17 protein-coding genes are annotated in these 18,843 nt (G+C 71.0%); 13 read left to right on the top strand and 4 right to left on the bottom strand.

Annotated features, from left to right (window positions below; genetic code table 11):
- Nucleotides 1–23 precede the first annotated feature (23 nt).
- Genes RKD23_RS13420 through RKD23_RS13410 form a run of 3 tightly spaced genes read left to right on the top strand, consistent with a single transcriptional unit; the run spans nucleotide 24 to nucleotide 3,203 of the window.
- A complete protein-coding gene (locus tag RKD23_RS13420) occupies nucleotides 24–1,001 on the top strand; it encodes an ABC transporter permease (RefSeq protein ID WP_404042445.1) in 978 nt (325 codons plus the stop codon).
- 15 nt (nucleotides 1,002–1,016) lie between these two features.
- Nucleotides 1,017–2,078: an ABC transporter ATP-binding protein gene (locus RKD23_RS13415; protein ID WP_424853886.1), complete on the top strand. Its 1,062-nt coding sequence runs from the start codon at nucleotides 1,017–1,019 to the stop codon at nucleotides 2,076–2,078.
- A 15-nt stretch (nucleotides 2,079–2,093) separates the two neighbouring features.
- On the top strand, nucleotides 2,094–3,203 hold the full coding sequence (locus RKD23_RS13410; RefSeq protein WP_424853885.1) for an ABC transporter ATP-binding protein: 1,110 nt from the start codon (nucleotides 2,094–2,096) through the stop codon (nucleotides 3,201–3,203).
- Between the two features lie 6 nt (nucleotides 3,204–3,209).
- On the opposite strand, the gene RKD23_RS13405 is transcribed toward RKD23_RS13410, so the two are convergent.
- Nucleotides 3,210–3,950, bottom strand: coding sequence for a class I SAM-dependent methyltransferase (locus tag RKD23_RS13405; RefSeq protein ID WP_424853884.1), 741 nt, complete (start codon nucleotides 3,948–3,950; stop codon nucleotides 3,210–3,212).
- A 225-nt stretch (nucleotides 3,951–4,175) separates the two neighbouring features.
- Here RKD23_RS13405 and RKD23_RS13400 point away from each other — a divergent pair, with 225 nt between their 5' ends.
- The 5 genes from RKD23_RS13400 to RKD23_RS13380 are packed head-to-tail and all read left to right on the top strand — an operon-like array spanning nucleotide 4,176 to nucleotide 9,756.
- Nucleotides 4,176–5,813, top strand: a complete 1,638-nt coding sequence (locus RKD23_RS13400) for a peptide ABC transporter substrate-binding protein (RefSeq protein WP_424853883.1) — start codon at nucleotides 4,176–4,178, stop codon at nucleotides 5,811–5,813.
- A gap of 7 nt (nucleotides 5,814–5,820) precedes the next feature.
- Nucleotides 5,821–6,744 (top strand): ABC transporter permease, encoded by a 924-nt coding sequence (locus RKD23_RS13395; RefSeq protein ID WP_404042440.1) that lies wholly within the window; start codon nucleotides 5,821–5,823, stop codon nucleotides 6,742–6,744.
- Nucleotides 6,737–7,714 carry an ABC transporter permease gene (locus RKD23_RS13390; protein ID WP_424853882.1) on the top strand — a complete coding sequence of 326 codons (978 nt, stop codon included), beginning with the start codon at nucleotides 6,737–6,739 and terminating at the stop codon, nucleotides 7,712–7,714. The genes RKD23_RS13395 and RKD23_RS13390 overlap by 8 nt, the downstream gene beginning before the upstream one ends.
- A 7-nt stretch (nucleotides 7,715–7,721) precedes the next feature.
- Nucleotides 7,722–8,696 carry an ABC transporter ATP-binding protein gene (locus tag RKD23_RS13385; RefSeq protein WP_404042438.1) on the top strand — a complete coding sequence of 325 codons (975 nt, stop codon included), beginning with the start codon at nucleotides 7,722–7,724 and terminating at the stop codon, nucleotides 8,694–8,696.
- A complete protein-coding gene (locus RKD23_RS13380) occupies nucleotides 8,689–9,756 on the top strand; it encodes an ABC transporter ATP-binding protein (RefSeq protein ID WP_424853881.1) in 1,068 nt (355 codons plus the stop codon). Before RKD23_RS13385 ends, RKD23_RS13380 begins: the two co-directional genes overlap by 8 nt.
- A gap of 124 nt (nucleotides 9,757–9,880) precedes the next feature.
- On the opposite strand, the gene RKD23_RS13375 is transcribed toward RKD23_RS13380, so the two are convergent.
- The gene (locus RKD23_RS13375; protein WP_424853880.1) at nucleotides 9,881–12,013 is read right to left on the bottom strand and encodes a prolyl oligopeptidase family serine peptidase; all 2,133 of its coding nucleotides are present in this window, start codon (nucleotides 12,011–12,013) and stop codon (nucleotides 9,881–9,883) included.
- 208 nt (nucleotides 12,014–12,221) lie between these two features.
- On the opposite strand from RKD23_RS13375, the gene RKD23_RS13370 reads away from it, so the two are divergent.
- The 4 genes from RKD23_RS13370 (at nucleotide 12,222) to RKD23_RS13355 (ending at nucleotide 16,295) form a co-directional block, all read left to right on the top strand.
- Nucleotides 12,222–12,416 (top strand): hypothetical protein, encoded by a 195-nt coding sequence (locus RKD23_RS13370; protein WP_399645409.1) that lies wholly within the window; start codon nucleotides 12,222–12,224, stop codon nucleotides 12,414–12,416.
- Nucleotides 12,417–12,495: 79 nt separating this feature from the next.
- Nucleotides 12,496–13,356 carry an N-acetyl-1-D-myo-inositol-2-amino-2-deoxy-alpha-D-glucopyranoside deacetylase gene (mshB, locus tag RKD23_RS13365; RefSeq protein ID WP_424853879.1) on the top strand — a complete coding sequence of 287 codons (861 nt, stop codon included), beginning with the start codon at nucleotides 12,496–12,498 and terminating at the stop codon, nucleotides 13,354–13,356.
- Nucleotides 13,353–13,763 (top strand): DUF6113 family protein, encoded by a 411-nt coding sequence (locus RKD23_RS13360; protein ID WP_424853878.1) that lies wholly within the window; start codon nucleotides 13,353–13,355, stop codon nucleotides 13,761–13,763. The genes mshB and RKD23_RS13360 overlap by 4 nt, the downstream gene beginning before the upstream one ends.
- A 198-nt stretch (nucleotides 13,764–13,961) precedes the next feature.
- A complete protein-coding gene (locus tag RKD23_RS13355; protein WP_424853877.1) occupies nucleotides 13,962–16,295 on the top strand; it encodes a hypothetical protein in 2,334 nt (777 codons plus the stop codon).
- Between the two features lie 154 nt (nucleotides 16,296–16,449).
- On the opposite strand, the gene RKD23_RS13350 is transcribed toward RKD23_RS13355, so the two are convergent.
- Complete coding sequence (locus RKD23_RS13350) at nucleotides 16,450–17,280, bottom strand: tetratricopeptide repeat protein (RefSeq protein WP_424853876.1); 831 nt, start codon at nucleotides 17,278–17,280, stop codon at nucleotides 16,450–16,452.
- 30 nt (nucleotides 17,281–17,310) lie between these two features.
- A complete protein-coding gene (locus RKD23_RS13345) occupies nucleotides 17,311–18,321 on the bottom strand; it encodes a GNAT family N-acetyltransferase (RefSeq protein ID WP_424853875.1) in 1,011 nt (336 codons plus the stop codon).
- A gap of 140 nt (nucleotides 18,322–18,461) precedes the next feature.
- Between RKD23_RS13345 and fdxA the strand changes: the two genes are divergently transcribed.
- On the top strand, nucleotides 18,462–18,782 hold the full coding sequence (gene fdxA / locus RKD23_RS13340; RefSeq protein ID WP_031078476.1) for a ferredoxin: 321 nt from the start codon (nucleotides 18,462–18,464) through the stop codon (nucleotides 18,780–18,782).
- Nucleotides 18,783–18,843 lie beyond the last annotated feature (61 nt).

Here is an 18,843-nt window from a genome sequence, read left to right as displayed (position 1 = left end):
TCGCAGAGAGCAGCCTCCCCGCCATGCTTCAGTTCATCCTCCGGCGCTTGGTCGGTGCCGTCGTCACCCTGTTCCTCATCGGCGCCGCAACCTTCTTCCTGTTCGTCGCCGCGCCGTCCGACTACGCCTCACTGGCCTGCGGCAAGGACTGCTCCCCGGCGAGACTGGCGGACATCCGTGAGGCCCTGGGTCTCAACCTGCCCATCGCGCAGCAGTTCTGGGACTTCATGTCCGGCGTCGTGATGGGGCGTGACTTCCCCACCGGCCACTGCCCGGCCCCGTGCCTCGGCCAGTCGTTCTACTACGACGACGGCGTCTGGGACATCATCATGGACCGCTTCCCGGTGACGCTGTCGCTGACCCTCGGCTCGATCCTGGTCTTCCTGACCATCGGCATCGGCGCGGGCATGATCTCGGCGTACAAGCGGGGATCGGTGCTCGACAAGGTCGCCACCGGCACCTCGATGGTGCTCAGCTCCTTCCAGATCTACTTCCTCGGCCCGATCGTGCTGCTGATCTTCGTGTACAGCACCGGCTGGGTGGAGGACCCCAAGTACGTGCCGTTCACGGACGACCCCGCCGGCTGGCTGGCCGGTCTGTGGATCCCGATGATCGTGATGGCCACCATCTTCACCGCGCAGTACACGCGTATGGCGCGCGCCTCCCTGATCGAGCAGCTCGCCGAGGAGCACGTGCGCACCGCGCGGGCCAAGGGCATGTCGAAGAAGTACGTCTTCTTCCGCTACGCCTGGCGCGGCTCGCTCATCCCGATCGTCACCGTCCTCGGCATCGACATCAGCTCCCTGCTCGGCGGCGGTGTCGTCACGGAGATCACGTTCTCGCTGCAGGGCATCGGGCGCCTGGCCGTGGCGGGCGCGACCCAGAAGGACCTCCCGCTCACGATGGGCGTCATGCTGTTCGGAGCCTTCTTCATCCTGCTCCTGAACATCCTCACCGACATCGCGTACGCCTGGATCGACCCGCGCGTCCGGCTCTCCTAGGAAGAACCAACCACCGTGACCACACTGACCAAGACCGAGGACGCCCCGGCCCCGACCGGGCCCGAGAGCTTCCTCTCGGTCCGTGACCTGCGGGTGCAGTTCTCCACCGAGGACGGCATCGTCAAGGCGGTCGACGGCCTCTCCTTCGACATCGAGCGCGGCAAGACCCTGGGCATCGTCGGCGAGTCCGGCTCCGGCAAGTCCGTCACCAACCTGACGGTCCTCGGCCTGCACAACCCCCGCAGCACCACCGTCGACGGCGAGATCGTCCTCGACGGCCAGGAACTCGTCACCGCCACCGACAAGGAGCTGGAGAAGCTCCGCGGCAACAAGATGGCGATGATCTTCCAGGACCCGCTGACCGCGATGTCCCCGTACTACACGGTGGGCCGGCAGCTGTCCGAGCCGTACATGAAGCACAGGGGCGCCTCCAAGAAGGAGGCCAAGGACCGGGCCATCCAGATGCTGGAGAAGGTCGGCATCCCGCAGCCCAAGGTGCGCTTCGACGACTACCCGCACCAGTTCTCCGGCGGTATGCGCCAGCGCGCCATGATCGCCATGGCCCTGATGTGCGACCCCGAGCTGCTGATCGCCGACGAGCCGACCACCGCGCTCGACGTGACCGTGCAGGCCCAGATCCTGGACCTGCTCAAGGACCTCCAGCAGGAGTTCGGCTCCGCGATCATCTTCATCACCCACGACCTGGGCGTCATCGCCAACATGGCCGACGACCTGCTGGTGATGTACGCGGGCCGGGCCGTGGAGCGCGGCACCGTCAAGGAGGTGCTGGGCACGCCCAAGCACCCCTACACCTGGGGCCTGCTCAGCTCGATGCCGCGTCTCGACGGCGACATCCACCAGGAGCTGACGCCGATCCCGGGCACCCCGCCGTCTCTGCTCAACCCGCCGTCCGGCTGCCGCTTCAACCCGCGCTGCACCTTCACGGACAAGGTCGAGGGCAACCTCTGCACCACGACCCGGCCGCCGCTCGCCGAGGGCCGCGCCGCCGCGTGCCACCTGACGGCCGAGCAGAAGCAGTCCATCTTCATCGACGAGATCCAGCCCCGGCTGCGCTAGGGAGAGACCGAGATCATGAGCGAGAACCTCACCCTCCCCGCACAGCAGGGCTCCGCCGACACCACGCCGGAGACGCTTCTCGAGGTCAAGGGCCTCACCAAGCACTTCCCGATCTACGGCGGCTTCCCGATCAAGCGGAAGGTCGGCGCGGTCCAGGCCGTCGACGGTGTCGACCTGACCGTCGGCGTCGCCGAGAGCGTCGGTGTGGTCGGCGAGTCCGGCTGCGGCAAGTCGACCATGGGCCGGCTCGTCACCCGTCTGCTGGAGCCGACGGCCGGCCAGATCACCTACCGGGGCCAGGACATCACCCACGCCTCGCGCCGGCAGATCGCGCCGGTGCGGTCCGAGATCCAGATGATCTTCCAGGACCCGTACTCCTCGCTGAACCCGCGGCAGACCGTCGGCACGATCATCAAGTCGCCGATGGAGGTCAACGGGATCAACCCCGCGGGCGGCCGCGAGAAGCGTGTGCGTGAGCTGCTGGAGCTGGTCGGCCTCAACCCCGAGCACTACAACCGCTTCCCGCACGAGTTCTCCGGCGGTCAGCGCCAGCGCATCGGTGTCGCCCGCGCGCTCGCGCTGAACCCGAAGCTGATCGTGGCCGACGAGCCGGTCTCCGCGCTCGACGTGTCGATCCAGGCGCAGGTCGTCAACCTGCTGCAGAAGGTGCAGGACGAGCTCGGCATCGCGTTCGTCTTCATCGCCCACGACCTCGCGATCGTGCGGCACTTCTCGCAGCGCGTCGCGGTGATGTACCTCGGCAAGGTGGTCGAGGTCGGCGACCGGGACTCCATCTACAACCGGCCCCGCCACCCGTACACGCACGCCCTGCTGTCGGCCGTGCCCGAGGTGGACGTCTCCGACGACGCCGAGCCCCGCGAGCGCATCCGCCTCGCCGGCGACGTGCCCTCGCCGATCCACCCGCCGTCCGGCTGCCGCTTCCGCACCCGCTGCTGGAAGGCCCAGGACAAGTGCGCCACGGAGGAGCCCCCGCTGGTCCAGCTCTCCGGCAACCGTGCGGGCCACCTGACGGCCTGCCACTTCCCGGAGGACCCGTCGACGGAGGCCCAGGGCGAGGACATCGTCCTGGACCCGGCGCTGAAGGCGCTGGAGGACTCGGAGTAAGTCTCTCTAGGCCCTTCGGGCCACGGTGACGATCTCGCGGCTGGCGGCGGGGGCATACGGCCCTCGCCGCCAGTCGCCGTACCGGGCCGTGACCTCGAACCCGGCCTCCGCCAGGAAGGCGTCCAGCGCGTCCGCGTCCAGGAACCGCAGGACGCTGCGGCTCACCCGGTCGCGGTCCCAGCGCTCGCTGGAGAAGGTCTCGGTGAAGGTCACCCGGTCCCCGACGACCGGCCCGGCCACCTCGTGCCAGACCCGCACCTCGGCGCCGTACGGATCGGCGATCTCGTGCACCCGGTCCGGCGTCCAGGCCTCCCACGCCCGCGCCGCGGGATTGCGCGTCTCGAAGACGAAGCGGCCTCCCGGCGCCAGAGCCGACCGCACCCCGGCCAGCAGCCGCCTGACCGCCTCGTCGCCCAGCAGCTCCTGGAAGGCGTGACCGGTCATCACGGCGAGGTCGAACTCGCCCTGCCAGCGGGCCGACTCCAGGTCCCCCAGCACCCACTCCACGTCCGGCGCGGCCCGACGGGCCTGCACCAGCATCGCCGCGGCCGGGTCGACGCCGGTCAGCCGCCCGGTGTGCCCGGCCGCCCGCGCGCCGCGCAGCAGCCTGCCCGTCCCGCAGCCGACGTCCAGCACGGCCCGCGCGGACATCACCTGGTCCAGGTAGAAGTCGTCGTCGGGCCCCCAGTCGTTGAGGGCGTCGTACAGCCGCGCGAGCTCCAGGTCGGCGTAGGAGTGATCAACCATCCCGGCAGTGTGCCTGCTGAATCGTCGGTCAGTACAGAAAACGCGGATTTACGCCCGGTGAACGTGGGGTGTACGCCCATCAGGACGCACGCGTCGCCCAAAGGGCCCCGTGCGTGTGCGGTGTGCACCGAATGCCCCGATATTGGCCGATGACGGGTCAGCGCCGCGGCGCTGGCGGCACAGGGCACGACAGCGCATCACTGCGCATTCACGAGGAGGCACTCCATGCGCGGAGCCACGCACGCCAAATGGGCCGCATGCGCGACGGCGGTAGTCCTCGCGGCGACGGCCTGCGGAGGCGGCGACGACGGGGGCGGCGGCGGTGGCGAAGCCGACAGCGGCGCGGTGCTCTCCTCCTCCTGGACCGACCCGCAGAACCCGCTGGAGCCGGCCAACACCAATGAGGTGCAGGGCGGCAAGGTGATGGACATGGTCTTCCGGGGTCTCAAGCGCTACGACCCCAAGACCGGCGAGGCCAAGGACATGGTCGCCGCGAAGATCGACACGAAGGACTCGCAGAACTTCACCATCACCATCAAGGACTGGACGTTCTCCAACGGCGAGAAGGTCACCGCCCAGTCCTTCGTGGACGCCTGGAACTACGGCGCGAGTCTGAAGAACAACCAGAAGAACGCGTACTTCTTCGGCTACATCGAGGGTTACGACAAGGTCCACCCGGACAAGGGCAAGCAGACCGCCGAGACCATGTCCGGCCTGAAGGTCGTCAATCCGAAGACCTTCACCGTCAAGCTCACCCAAAAGTTCTCGAGCTTCCCCGACACCCTCGGCTACACGGCCTTCAACCCCCTGCCCCGCGCCTTCTTCGACAACCACTCCGCCTGGCTGTCCAAGCCCGTCGGCAACGGCCCCTACACCGTGGAGTCGTACACCAAGGGCTCCGAGATGCGGCTGAAGACGTGGGACGCCTACCCGGGCCCGGACGGCGCGCAGAACGGCGGCGTCACCCTCAAGGTGTACACCGACAACAACACCGCCTACACCGACCTGATGGCCGGCAACCTCGACCTCGTCGACGACGTGCCCGCCGCCCAGCTGACCAACGTCAAGGCCGACCTCGGCGACCGCTACCTCAACACCCCGGCGGGCATCATCCAGACGCTCGCCTTCCCGTTCTACGACAAGAACTGGAACAAGCCGGGCGGCGACAAGATCCGCAAGGGCCTGTCCCGCGCCATCGACCGCGACCAGATCACCAAGACGATCTTCCAGAACACCCGCACCCCCGCCACCGACTGGACCTCGCCCGTCCTCGGCGTGGAGGGCGGCTTCAAGGAGGGCCTGTGCGGTGAGTGGTGCGAGTACGACGCCGACGAGGCCAAGAAGCTGATCAAGGAGGGCGGCGGCCTCCCCGGCGGCCAGGTCAAGATCACGTACAACGCGGACACCGGCTCCCACAAGCTGTGGGTGGACGCCGTGTGCAACTCCATCAACAACGCCCTCGACAACGAGAAGGCCTGCGTCGGCAACCCCATCGGCACCTTCGCCGACTTCCGCAGCCAGGCCTCCACCCAGAAGCTCCACGGCCCGTTCCGGGCGGGCTGGCAGATGGACTACCCGCTCATCCAGAACTTCCTTCAGCCGCTGTACTACACCAACGCCCCCTCCAACGACGGCAAATGGTCCAGCCCGAAGTTCGACGACCTCGTCGACAAGGCCAACGCCGAGACCGACATCGCCAAGGCCGTCGAGACCTTCCAGCAGGCCGAGGAGGTCGTCCGCGACGAGATGGCCGCGATCCCGCTGTGGTACCAGAACGGCAGCGCGGGCTGGTCCGACCGGCTCTCCAATGTGGCGCTGAACCCGTTCAGCGTCCCCGTCTACAACGAGATCAAGGTGGGCTGAGCGCGCCATGGGGCGGTACGTCGTCCGCCGACTGCTGCAGATGATCCCGGTGTTCATCGGGTCCACCCTGCTGATCTTCCTCATGGTCAACGTGATGGGCGACCCCATCGCGGGCCTGTGCGGCGACCGGCAGTGCGACCCGGCGACCGCCGCACAGCTCCGTCATGAGTTCGGCCTCGACAAGCCCGTGTGGCAGCAATACCTGACCTACATGGGGAACGTCTTCACCGGCGACTTCGGCACCGCCTTCAACGGCCAGGAGGTCACCGAGCTGATGTCGACGGCCTTCCCCGTCACCATCCGGCTCACGATCGTCGCGATCCTCTTCGAGATCGTCATCGGCATCACCCTCGGCGTGGTCACCGGACTGCGCCGGGGGCGGCCCGTCGACACGGCCGTCCTGATCGCCACCCTCGTCGTCATCTCCGTCCCCACCTTCGTCACCGGCCTGCTGCTCCAGCTGCTGCTCGGCGTCGAGTGGGGCTGGATCCGCCCGTCCGTCTCCTCGGGCGCGCCCTTCGACGAGCTGATCCTGCCCGGCCTCGTCCTGGCCTCGGTCTCCCTGGCGTACGTCACCCGCCTGACCCGCACCTCCATCGCGGAGAACCGGCGCTCCGACTACGTCCGCACCGCCATCGCCAAGGGCCTGCCGAGGCGCCGGGTCATCTCCCGGCACCTGCTGCGCAACTCCCTCATCCCCGTGGTCACCTTCATCGGCGCCGACGTCGGCGCCCTGATGGGCGGCGCCATCGTCACCGAGCGGATCTTCAACATCCACGGCGTCGGCTACCAGCTCTACCAGGGCATCGTCCGGCAGAACACCCAGACCGTCGTCGGGTTCGTGACCGTCCTCGTCCTGGTCTTCCTGGTCGCCAACCTGCTCGTCGACCTCCTGTACGCCGTACTCGACCCGAGGATCCGCTATGCCTGAGCCGTTCGAGCCCGAGGGAGCCATCTCCTCCGCCGGCATGGGTGGCGCCATGGACCTCGCCACCAGCGAGGGAGAGACCTTGGAGAAGACCCCGGGCGGACCGCAGGGCACCGGCCCCACCGGCAAACCCCGCAGCCTGTGGTCCGACGCCTGGCACGACCTGCGCCGAAACCCCGTCTTCATCATCTCCGGCCTGGTCATCCTGTTCCTGGTCTTCATCTCCCTGTGGCCCTCGCTCATCGCCTCCGAGAGCCCCCTGAAGTGCGACCTCGCCAAGGCCCAGCAGGGCTCCCAGTCCGGCCACCCCTTCGGCTTCGACGGACAGGGCTGCGACGTGTACACGCGCACCGTCTACGGCGCCCGTACGTCCGTCACCGTCGGTGTGTGCGCCACGCTCGGGGTCGCGCTCCTCGGCTCGGTGCTCGGCGGGCTCGCCGGGTTCTTCGGCGGCGTCTGGGACGCGATCCTGTCCCGCATCACCGACGTCTTCTTCGCCATCCCCGTCATCCTCGGCGGCCTGGTGCTGCTGTCCGTGGTCACCAGCAACACCGTCTGGCCGGTCATCGGGTTCATGGTGCTGCTCGGCTGGCCGCAGATCTCCCGCATCGCCCGCGGCTCCGTCATCACCGCCAAACAGAACGACTACGTCCAGGCGGCCCGCGCGCTGGGCGCGTCCAACTCGCGCATGCTGCTGCGGCACATCACGCCCAACGCCGTCGCCCCGGTCATCGTCGTCGCCACCATCGCGCTCGGCACCTACATCGCGCTGGAGGCCACCCTGTCCTACCTCGGCGTCGGCCTGAAGCCGCCCAGCGTCTCCTGGGGCATCGACATCTCCGCCGCCTCCCCGTACGTCCGCAACGCCCCGCACGCGCTGCTGTGGCCCTCCGGCGCGCTCGCCGTCACCGTCCTGGCCTTCATCATGCTCGGCGACGCGGTGCGCGACGCCCTCGACCCGAAGCTGAGGTGACGGCCCCATGCTGCTCGAAGTGCGCGATCTGCACGTGCAGTTCAAGACCCGCGACGGCATCGCCAAGGCCGTCAACGGCGTCAGCTACGCCGTCGACGCCGGCGAGACCCTCGCCGTGCTCGGCGAGTCCGGCTCGGGCAAGTCGGTGACCGCCCAGGCCGTCATGGGCATCCTCGACATGCCGCCCGGGAAGATCACCGGCGGTGAGATCCTCTTCCAGGGCAAGGACCTGCTCAAGCTCAAGGAGGAGGAGCGGCGCAAGGTCCGCGGCGCCGAGATGGCGATGATCTTCCAGGACGCGCTGTCCTCGCTGAACCCCGTGCTGTCCGTCGGCGACCAGCTAGGCGAGATGTTCGTCGTCCACCAGGGCATGTCGAAGAAGGACGCCCGCGCCAAGGCCGTCGAGCTGATGGACCGCGTCCGTATCCCCGCCGCCAAGGAACGGGTCCGCCAGTACCCCCACCAGTTCTCCGGCGGCATGCGCCAGCGCATCATGATCGCCATGGCGCTGGCCCTCGAACCGGCCCTGATCATCGCCGACGAACCGACGACAGCCCTCGACGTGACGGTCCAGGCCCAGGTCATGGACCTGCTCGCGGAACTCCAGCGCGAACTGCGGATGGGCCTCATCCTCATCACCCACGACCTCGGCGTCGTCGCCGACGTGGCCGACCGCATCGCGGTGATGTACGCGGGCCGCATCGTGGAGACGGCCCCCGTCCACGGCATCTACAAGAACCCCGCGCACCCCTACACGCGGGGCCTGCTCGACTCCATCCCGCGCCTGGACCAGAAGGGCCAGGAGCTCTACGCCATCAAGGGCCTGCCGCCGAACCTCCTCCACATCCCCCCGGGCTGCGCCTTCCACCCCCGCTGCCCGATGGCCAGGGACGTCTGCCGCACCGACGTACCACCCCTCTACGAGGTCGACGAGGACCGGCGCAGCGCCTGCCACTTCTGGAGGGAGTGCATCGATGGCTGAGGCCTCACTGACCGAGCCGATCATCGAGGTGCGCGGACTGGTCAAGCACTACCCGCTCACCCAGGGCATCCTCTTCAAGAAGCAGATCGGCGCGGTCAAGGCCGTCGACGGAGTGGACTTCACCCTCCACCGCGGCGAGACCCTCGGCATCGTCGGCGAGTCCGGCTGCGGCAAGTCCACGGTCGCCAAGCTGCTGGTCAACCTGGAGAGGCCGACCGCGGGGGAGATCCGCTACAAGGGCGAGGACATCACCAAGCTGTCCGGCAGGGCCCTCAGAGCCGTCCGCCGCAACATCCAGATGGTCTTCCAGGACCCGTACACCTCCCTCAACCCCCGTATGACCGTGGGCGACATCATCGGGGAGCCCTACGAGATCCACCCCGAGGTGGCCCCCAAGGGGGATCGCCGCCGACACGTCCAGGACCTCCTGGACGTGGTCGGCCTCAACCCCGAGTACATCAACCGCTACCCCCACCAGTTCTCCGGCGGGCAGCGCCAGCGCATCGGCATCGCCCGGGGCCTGGCGCTGCGCCCCGAGGTGATCGTGGCGGACGAGCCGGTGTCGGCGCTGGACGTCTCCGTCCAGGCCCAGGTCATCAACCTCCTGGACCGCCTCCAGGCCGAGTTCGACCTCTCCTACGTCTTCATCGCCCACGACCTGTCGATCGTCCGGCACATCTCCGACCGGGTCGGGGTGATGTACCTCGGCCGGATCGTCGAGCTCGGCAGGGACGCCGAGATCTACGACCACCCCACCCACCCCTACACACAGGCCCTGTTGTCGGCGGTGCCGGTGCCCGACCCGGAGGCCCGGGAGCACCGCGAGCGCATCATCCTCACCGGAGACGTCCCGTCCCCGACGAACATCCCCTCCGGCTGCCGCTTCCGCACCCGCTGCTTCAAGGCCCGCCCGCGCTGCGCCGAGGAGGTCCCCCTGCTGGCCGTACCACCCCACCTGGCCCCCGCCGGCGGACCGGGCGCGCATGACTCGGCGTGCCTGTTCGCGGAGGAGAAGCAGGTGGTGCCGCCGGAACACCCGGAACAGCCGGCGCCGGAGTAACACGGGCGCAACTCGGCCGACCCTGTTCCGATATACGGACGCGCGAGGCTGAACAGCGTACGGCCGTGCGGGTGCCGTAAGCGGGCCGGGATGCACCATGTCGTCCCGGCCCGCCGCCGTGCGGTCAGGCGAGTCCCAGGGACCGCTTGAGGAAGTCGACCTGGAACAGGAGCAGGTTCTCGGCGACCTGTTCCTGCGGGGTCATGTGGGTCACGCCGGACAGCGGCAGCACCTCGTGCGGGCGGCCGGCGGCCAGCAGGGCCGAGGACAGCCGCAGGGCGTGCGCGAAGACCACGTTGTCGTCGGCGAGTCCGTGCACGATCATCAGCGGCCGGTGCGGCTCCGCGGGGGCGGACAGCCCCTCGTCGGTGACCAGTGAATTCAGCGCGTACACCTCGGGGTTGGCGGCCGGGTCGCCCAAGTACCGCTCGGTGTAGTGCGTGTCGTACAGCCGCCAGTCCGTCACCGGCGCCCCGGCGATCCCCGCGTGGAACACGTCCGGCCGCCGCAGCACCGCCAGCGCCGCGAGCCAACCGCCGTACGACCAGCCCCGGACGGCCACCCGCGACAGATCCAGCGGATGCGAGCGGGCGAGGTCCTGAAGCGCGTCGATCTGGTCGTCGAGGGAGGTGGTGAAGGCGTGCTGGACGCTCTTCTCCCAGGCGGGCGACCGCCCGGGCGTGCCACGTCCGTCGGCGACGAGAACGGCGAACCCCTGCTCGGCGAACCACTGCGAGGTCAGATGCGCGTTGTGCGCCGCGACCACCCGCGGCCCGTGCGGACCCCCGTAGGGGTCGAGCAGCACCGGCAGGGGAGTGACTCCGTCGTAGTCCGTAGGCATAAGCAGGGCGCACGGGATGCGTCGTGCGCCCCCCTCGGTCAGCAGCATGCGCGGGGACAAACCAGGATCTTCGGCGTACGACAGGACAGTCGCGGCCGGTTTCCCGTCCCGCAGCACCCGCACCCGGGACCCGGGCCGGTCGGGGGTAGCCGACACCAGCACCGTCACGCCCCCGGCGCGCACCGCCGCGTGCACGCCGGGCTCCTCCGACAGGCGCTCCACACCGAGCTCGTTGACCCGGTAGACGTGCACCTCACCGACCTCGGGCTCGGCGGCGCCGGCCCCCGCGGAGGCGGAGACCAGGACATCGTGGTCCCCCACGTCGAGCACCGCCCGCACATGCAACTGCGCCCCGGTCAGCGGCCGTTCCCCGACCGCCAGCACCCGCGCGCCGCCCTCGTCCGCGATCCGCACGAGCTGCCCGGAGGGCGACCAGCAGGGCACCCCGGCGAAAAGATCAAGCCAAATCGGGTCCTCGTCCGCGTGCACCATCCGGGTCGCGCCGGTGTCCGGGTCCACGGCCAGATACAGCTGGCTGCGCTGGTCCCGCGCCTGCACCAGAATCAGCGGTGCACCCGCCCCTGACCAGTGCACATGCGCGAGATACGGGTACCGCGCCCGGTCCCAGACGACTTCGGTCCGCACCCCGTCGAGCCCGAACACGTACAGCCGCACGTCCGCGTTCGCCGTCCCGGCAGCCGGATAAGGGACGTGTTGTGGGTCACGTTCCGGCTGCGCCGGATCCGAGATCCACCACCGCCGCACCGGCGTGTCGTCCACCCGCGCGACCAGCAGCCGATCCGACTCCGGCGACCACCAGAACCCCCGCGAACGCCCCATCTCCTCGGCCGCGATGAACTCCGCGAGCCCGTACGACACGCCGTCCGACTCCGCCGCCGCCAGCACCCGGTCGTCCTGCCCCTCGGCCCCGACCACCCGCAGCCCACCGGAGTGGACATAGGCGACGAGACGCCCGTCCGGAGAGGGCCGCGGATCGATCACCGGCCCCGGCACGGGCAGTTCCCGGGTGGTCCCGGCCCGCAGCTCGGCCGCGAAGAGCCGGCCGGACAGCGCGAAGGACGCCAACTCCACGGCCCTGTCGGTGGCGTACCCGACGATCCCGGCCCCGCCCTCCCGGCTGCGCTCACGCCGCGCCCGCTCCTGCGGGGACAGCTGCTCCCGGCTGTCGCCGAGCAGGGCGCGAGGGTCGGCGGCCACCCGCTCCCGGCCGCCGGCCGGACCCTCGGCCAGGTCCAGCACCCACAGGGAGTTGGCCCGGTCCGTGCCGGAGGCCGACCGCAGGAACGCGACACGCGAACCGTCCGGCGCGACCGTGAACGAACGCGGCGCGCCGAGCGTGAACCGCTGGGTCCGGGCGTGCCGGCGGGGGAAGGAGTCAGCAGGCTCGATCGTCATGAGCCGACCCTATGGGCGACGACGCCGATGATTGGCCATGCGCTCCCTTGCGCATCCGTGCGCCCAACTATGCGCGCGCACGGATAGCTATGATCACTAACGCTACGTGGGTATGAACCTGCTGGCTCCGGTATGGATTTACGGCTGTACGGATGTACGGCTTCCCGGTCAATGTGCTCCGAGTGGATCTGAGTGGAGGTGAACCGCCGTGGCACTCTCGATTTCGGCGGTGGTGCTGCTGGCGATCATCGTCTTCATCCTGATCAAGAAGTCGGGACTGAAGGCCGGACATGCTGTCGTCTGCATGCTCCTGGGCTTCTACCTCGCCTCCTCGACCCTGTCACCCACGATCAACGAACTGACGACCAACATCGCCGACATGGTCGGCAGCATCAGCTTCTGAGCCGGGCCGGGCGGGGGGCAGCGCGCTGCCCCGAGGTCCGCTGCCTCGGCCGCGGCCCCCCACCTCGTACCCTTACCCCATGACCCACCTCCCTGCCCGGCATCTGCTGCTGGTGCACGCGCACCCGGACGACGAGTCGATCAACAACGGCGTCACGATGGCCAAGTACGCCGCGGACGGGGCCGGGGTGACCCTGGTGACCTGCACGCTGGGGGAGCTGGGGGAGGTCATCCCGGCGGAGTTGGCGCACCTGAGCGGGGACGCGCTGGGGGAGTACCGGCGGCGGGAGCTCGGGGCTGCCATGGAGGCGCTCGGAGTGTCCGACTTCCGGCAGCTCGGCGGGGCCGGACGGTACCGGGACTCCGGGATGATGGGCCTGGCCGACAACGAGCTGCCCGGTGCCTTCTGGGGGGCCGACGTGGACGAGGCCGCGGGACATCTGCTGGAGGTGATCCGGGAGGTGCGGCCGCAGGTGATGGTCACGTACGACCCGAACGGCGGCTACGGCCACCCCGACCACATCCAGGCCCACCGCGTCGCGATGCGAGCCGTCGAGCTGGCCGACGCAGAAGGCGTGCCCGTCGAGCGCGTGTACTGGAACCGTGTCCCGCGGACCGTCGCCGACGAGGCCTTCGCGCGGCTCCAGGACGACCTCGCCGGGCTGCCGTTCGACAAGAGCGCGGTCGTCGCCGACGTACCCGGTGTCGTGGAGGACGACCGGATCACCACCCGCGTCCACGGCGCCCCCGCCCACGTCGCCGCGAAGGCCGCGGCGATGCGCGCGCACGCGACGCAGATCGAGGTCGCGGAGCCGTACTTCGCGCTCTCCAACGGGCTCGCCCAGCCGCTGTTCGCCGACGAGTACTACGAGTTGGTGCGCGGTGAGCGCGCCGAGGGCGACGACCGCGACCTGTTCGCCGGAATCGGAGAGGCACCGTGAACGACCGTCCCTCGATGCTCGCGCAGCCGCTGCGCGCGCCCTCCGCCGCGCGGATCGCCGTGTACGTGCTGCTTCTCGTGCTCGGCGCGGTCGTCGGCGCGGCCGGGGCGCTGGTGCAGTCCGGCTGGTTCCCGGGCGGCCTGCTGCTCGCGCTGCTCGGCGCGGCCGGGCTGTTCCTGGGCGCGGCCCGGGCCACCGGCGGGCGCGGCGGGGCCGTGGCGGGCGCCGCCGGCTGGATGGTCGCCGTGGTCCTGCTCACCGCCAGCCGCCCGGAAGGCGACTTCGTGTTCGCGGCGGGCGCGGGCTCGTATCTTTTCCTGCTCGGCGGCATGGCCGTCGCTGTGATGTGCGCCACGCTTGCGCAGGGACGGCAACCGGACGGCCCCGCCGTCCGACTTGGGAAGTGACGTACCACTTCGCCGTCACGCGGGCGTGGGAGTCCCGTGTGGGTTTCCACAGCGGTCGTGGGATACGCGCCACAAGCGGCCAGTATGGTGGTGCGCGCCGCCGAGCCTCCCCCAGCGCTCGACTTTCACTCGGGCCGGGGGGACCCCCAAGCAGAGTGAGGTCGCAACGGGCGGCGGAGCCAACCGGGAGAACCTGCCTTGAGTCGTGAAACTGACAGTCCGTCCTCCGGGCCCAACGGGCGCGGCGGAGCCGCATACCCCTCGGGCACGCCGCCGTACGGCACCCCTGTGGTCGCCGACGGGGGCGCGGGTGCGGGCCGTTCGCCCGCGCCCGAGGAACGCAAGACCGAGACCACGCTGACCACCCGGATCCGGATCAACATCCCCGGGTCCCGGCCCATCCCGCCGGTCGTGGTGCGCAAGCCCGTCGGTGACAGCGAGGCCGGCGACACCCCCGCAGAGCCCGAGGCGCCCGCCGCACCGGCCGCGCCCGCCGCCGAGGCTCCCGCCGAGCCCGCGCAGGGCGGTACGGAGGCGAGGACGAGCGAGTGGTTCGCCCCGCGCAAGTCCGGTGCGGGCAAGGCCGGTCCGACCGGAGGCTCCGGCAACGGCGCCCCGGCGCCCGGCACTTCGGGCGCGCCCTCCACGGGTCCTGCTGCCGCCCCCGGTGGCGCGCGCCCCGGTGCCGCTCCCGCCCCCGGCGGGCCGCGTCCCGGCGCGGGCCGTCCCGGTGGTGTGGTCGGCTCGATGAACATGCCCGGCGGCTCCCGCCCCGGTGGCACCAACGGTGCCGGTCTGCCCGGCGCGACCGGCGGCCCCGTGGCTCCCGGCCACGGCGGCGGCACCGGTTCCTTCGACGTCACCGAGGCGCTGGCGGCCGGCCCGCTGGGCGGCGGCACCCGCCCGGGCGCCGACGAGCCGCGCCGCGACGACCTGCCGTACTTCTCCGACGCCCAGGACGGACAGGCCCCGCAGGGCGCCCGCCCCGGCTACGGCGGCCCCGACCACCCCGCCGCCGGCCAGGGCCCCGCGGGCCCGGGCGGCCCGAACGGCTTCAACGGTCCCGACGGCCGAGGCGGCCGCGGCGGTCCCCAGGGCCCCGCGGGCCCCACCACCGGCCCGGTCACCGGCGACGGCCCGGCCGTCCCGCCGGTCGCGGGCGCCCCCGGCCAGGGCGGCGGCCCCGGCAACGGCCCGGCAGGCCCTGGCCCCTTCGGCGGCCCCGGCGGCACCCCTGCCACCCACCGCGTGCCCGGCGCCCCCGGTGCCCCCCGCCCGACCCAGTCGTCCCCCCACGCCCCGACCGCGCCGGGCGGCGCCCCCTACCCGGGCGGCGGCATGAGCGACGACACCGCGATCCTCACCCCGCAGAAGCCGGCCCCCGAGCCGCCCGGCGGTTTCGCGAGCCCCGCGGACAACGTCTCCGGCCACACCGTCACCAGTGGCATCCCGGTCGTCCCGCAGGACGCGCACGACTTCGCCGGCCCCGGCACCGACGGCCCCCTGCACCACGCCCCGCCGAAGCTGCCCGAGCCGGTGCAGCAGAACGTGCCCGCGGCGGCGCCGGCCCGCGGCAAGGGCGCCAAGAAGAAGGGCCGCAACAAGCTGGTGCTGCTCGGCAGCGGCGTGATCGTGATCGCCGCGGGGGCGTACGGCGCCGGCCTGCTGATGAACCACTCCGACGTGCCCAAGGGCACCACGGTGCTCGGCGTGGACATCGGCGGCGGCACGCGCGACGACGCCGTCAAGAAGCTCGACGAGGCCTTCGGCGACCGCGTCGACAACCCGCTCAAGCTCACCGTCGGCGACGACACCGTCGCGCTGAAGCCGGACCAGGCGGGTCTGCAGTTCGACACCCAGGCCACCGTCCGCGAGGCCGCGACCAGCGACTACAACCCGGTCTCGGTGATCGGCTCGCTCTTCGGCAACGAGCGGGTCGTGGAGCCGGTCATGCCGGTCGACGAGGAGAAGCTGCACTCGGCCCTGTCCACGGCCGCGGGCGGCTCCGGCTCGGTGACCGAGGGCACGATCAGCTTCGCGTCCGGCAAGGCGGTCGCGGTCTACGGCAAGCCGGGCAAGGGCATCGCCGTCGACCAGGCCGGCCAGGCCGTCGAGGACGCCTTCCGCACCCAGGTCGAGTCCGGTGCGACCACGCCGGTGCGGGTCCCCACCACGACCCGGCAGCCGACGATCAGCAACGCCGAGGTCGACCGGATGATGAAGGAGTTCGCGGAGCCCGCGATGTCCGACCGCGTCACGGTCAAGGTCGACGACGCGCACAGCATCGACTTCGGCTCGCTCTCCCTGCCCAAGATCCTCGGCGTCAAGGCCATCGACGGAAAGCTCGTCGACACCTACGACCTGGACGCCCTCAAGGAGGCCTACGGCAGCACCTTCGAGGGCGTGGAGATCCAGACGGCCACCGGAAAGCGCGGCATCCTCCCCGAGGACGTCGTCGGCGCCCTGCGCAAGGCCCTGCGCGGCACGACCAAGGCAGAGCGCACGGCCGTCATCGACACCAACCCGAACTGAGGAGAGCGACGAGAAAGGGGGGCACCCGCGTACAAACGGGGTGCTCCCTCGTCGTCCCTCAAGGGGCGCGGGGAACTGCGCGACAAGCCACGACGGCCCCGCACCCGCAGAACGAGGAGAACCCCCCACGGCGAGCAGGCGCACAGTAGCCCGTTCAGTTCAGCAACGCCCGCGCAGCAAGGGCCTCCCCCCGCACCCGCTCCGCCAGCGACTCGTCCACGACCTCCACCAGCTCGGCGTAGGTCTCCATCTCCTCGGCCCCCGCGACGAACGCGCCGCGCCGCACCAGCACCTGCCCCCGCTCGTACCGCAGCCGCGCCGGATGCGAGGGCAGCAGCAGAGCCAACTCCACCGCCCACAGCGCCACATCCGACCGCTCAGGTCGCGCCGCGGCCCACGCCCGGATGTTGTTGAGGATCCGCGAGATCACCTCCAGGGGCGCCGCAGGCACCAGCATCGACGGCTCCAGCGGCGCCCCCGTCGCCCCCACCACCAGCAGGTCCGCGTCCGTCCCGGTGAGCACCCGCCCGGCGTCGAACGGGTCGGCGAGCACCTGCTCCTCCACGGGCCCGAAGCCGACGACGAAGTGCCCCGGCAGGGCGACCCCGTACACCGGCGCCCCGGCCCGCCGGGCCACCTCGATCCACACCACGGACAGCAGGATCGGCAGCCCGCGCCGCCGCCGTACGACCTCGTGCAGCAGGGACGACTCCAGACGCTGGTAGTCCGCGGGGGAGCCGGCGAAGCCGTAACGCTCGCCCAGCAGGTCGCGCACGGCCGCGGCCCAGGCCTGCGGGGAGCCGGGCCGGTAGGGCAGCTGTCCGGCCAGCTCGTCCAGTTCGGCCTGGACGGCGTCCATGCCCGCCTCGTCCAGCGTGCCGTCGGCCTCCGCGGCCACCAGCAGGCACAGCAGCGACAGGTCGGGCCGCTCGGCGCGGGCCTCCTCGGCGAACCGGCGGCGCAGCTCGGCGGAGCGTTCACGCATATCTGGCACGTGCCCTCTCTGAGGTGATCGCTACCGCCTCGCGCCGGACGTTCCGGGCTCGCGGTAGTGGTGGTAGGCGTGGTGCGCGGCGAAGCCCGTACGGCCGTACAGGGCGCGTGCCGCGGTGTTGTCGGTCTCGACCTGGAGCCACGCGGCGGAGGCGCCCTCGTCGAGGGCCTGGCGGGCCAGCGCGGCCATGACGGCGGTGGCGAGGCCCTCGCGCCGCCGCTCGGGGGCGACCTCGACGGCGGCGAACCCGGCCCAGCGGCCGTCGACGACCAGCCGCCCGATCGCGGCGGGAGCACCGCCCTCACCGGGCACGGAGGCGAACCACACCGACGGACCGCTGCCCAGCACCCGCAGGGCCACCTCGCTCAGCCCCTTGCGCTGGTAGCGGGCCAGCCAGGCCGCGTCGGCGGTCCGGGACAGCGTCACCCCGCCGGGCTCGCGCAGGTCCGCGACCGGCGCGAGCGCCCCGATCCACAGCTCGGCCGTCACCTCGCGCACCCAGCCGCGCTCGGCCAGCTCCGCGCACAGCAGCTCCTGCGTGCCCGCGGCGCCGGTGGCCGTCTGGAGATAGGCGGGCAGGCCGCGTTCGCCGTACCAGCGGCGTACGGCGGTCAGGGCGTCGTCGAGCGGCAGGCCCGGATCGCCGAGCGGCAGCACGGAGTTGGCGCGCCGGGTGAATCCGGAGGCCGCGCGCAGCTCCCACTCGCCGAGCCGCTCGCTCTCCAAGGGCCGCCACGCGCGTGCGGAGATGTGCGCGAGTTCCTCGTAGGTGGCCGCGGGGCCCTTGCGGCGAGCCGGTGCGGCGGGCACGATCTTGCCCGCGACCAGCGAGGATGCTGCGATCCGCACCTGTTCGCCGTCCCGGCGTGTGATCACCAGCACATCCTTGTCCCATGATGTGAGAACACCCACCGTGTCGGTGAATTTCTCTACCGAGGCGCCCGAGTCGCTCAACCGCCGTACGGAGACGCGTTTGCCCACGTCAGCAGCGGTGATGCGGACCTCGAGGCGCCCTGCCGCGGAGATTTCCACAGGTCGGTCCACCCCTCCTGTTCGGATCGTGCCCAGGAACGGAGATACTAGGGGCGGGCATCGACGACGCCGCGCTCCCGCGCGCCAGGCGGCGGAGCCTGAGGAGGCCCGCCAGCGCCCTATCGAGGAGGAACGACAGCGTGACCTACGTCATCGCGCAGCCTTGTGTCGACGTGAAGGACAAGGCGTGCATCGAGGAGTGCCCGGTCGACTGCATCTACGAGGGCCAGCGGTCCTTGTACATCCACCCGGACGAATGCGTCGACTGTGGTGCCTGTGAGCCGGTCTGCCCGGTCGAGGCGATCTTCTACGAGGACGACACTCCGGAGGAGTGGAAGGACTACTACAAGGCGAACGTCGAGTTCTTCGACGACCTGGGCTCCCCGGGCGGCGCCAGCAAGCTCGGCCTGATCGAGCGGGACCACCCGTTCATCGCCGCGCTCCCGCCGCAGAACGGCTGACGGCGGCCCGCTCCCACCAGCGCCGCCTCGGTCCCGTACGGCCTGATCGCCGTACGGGGCC

Source organism: Streptomyces sp. SAI-170 (assembly GCF_049739565.1).
Classification (GTDB): domain Bacteria; phylum Actinomycetota; class Actinomycetes; order Streptomycetales; family Streptomycetaceae; genus Streptomyces.
The sequence above is the reverse complement of the archived record's forward strand: the minus strand, read 5'-3'. Positions and strand labels throughout refer to the sequence as shown.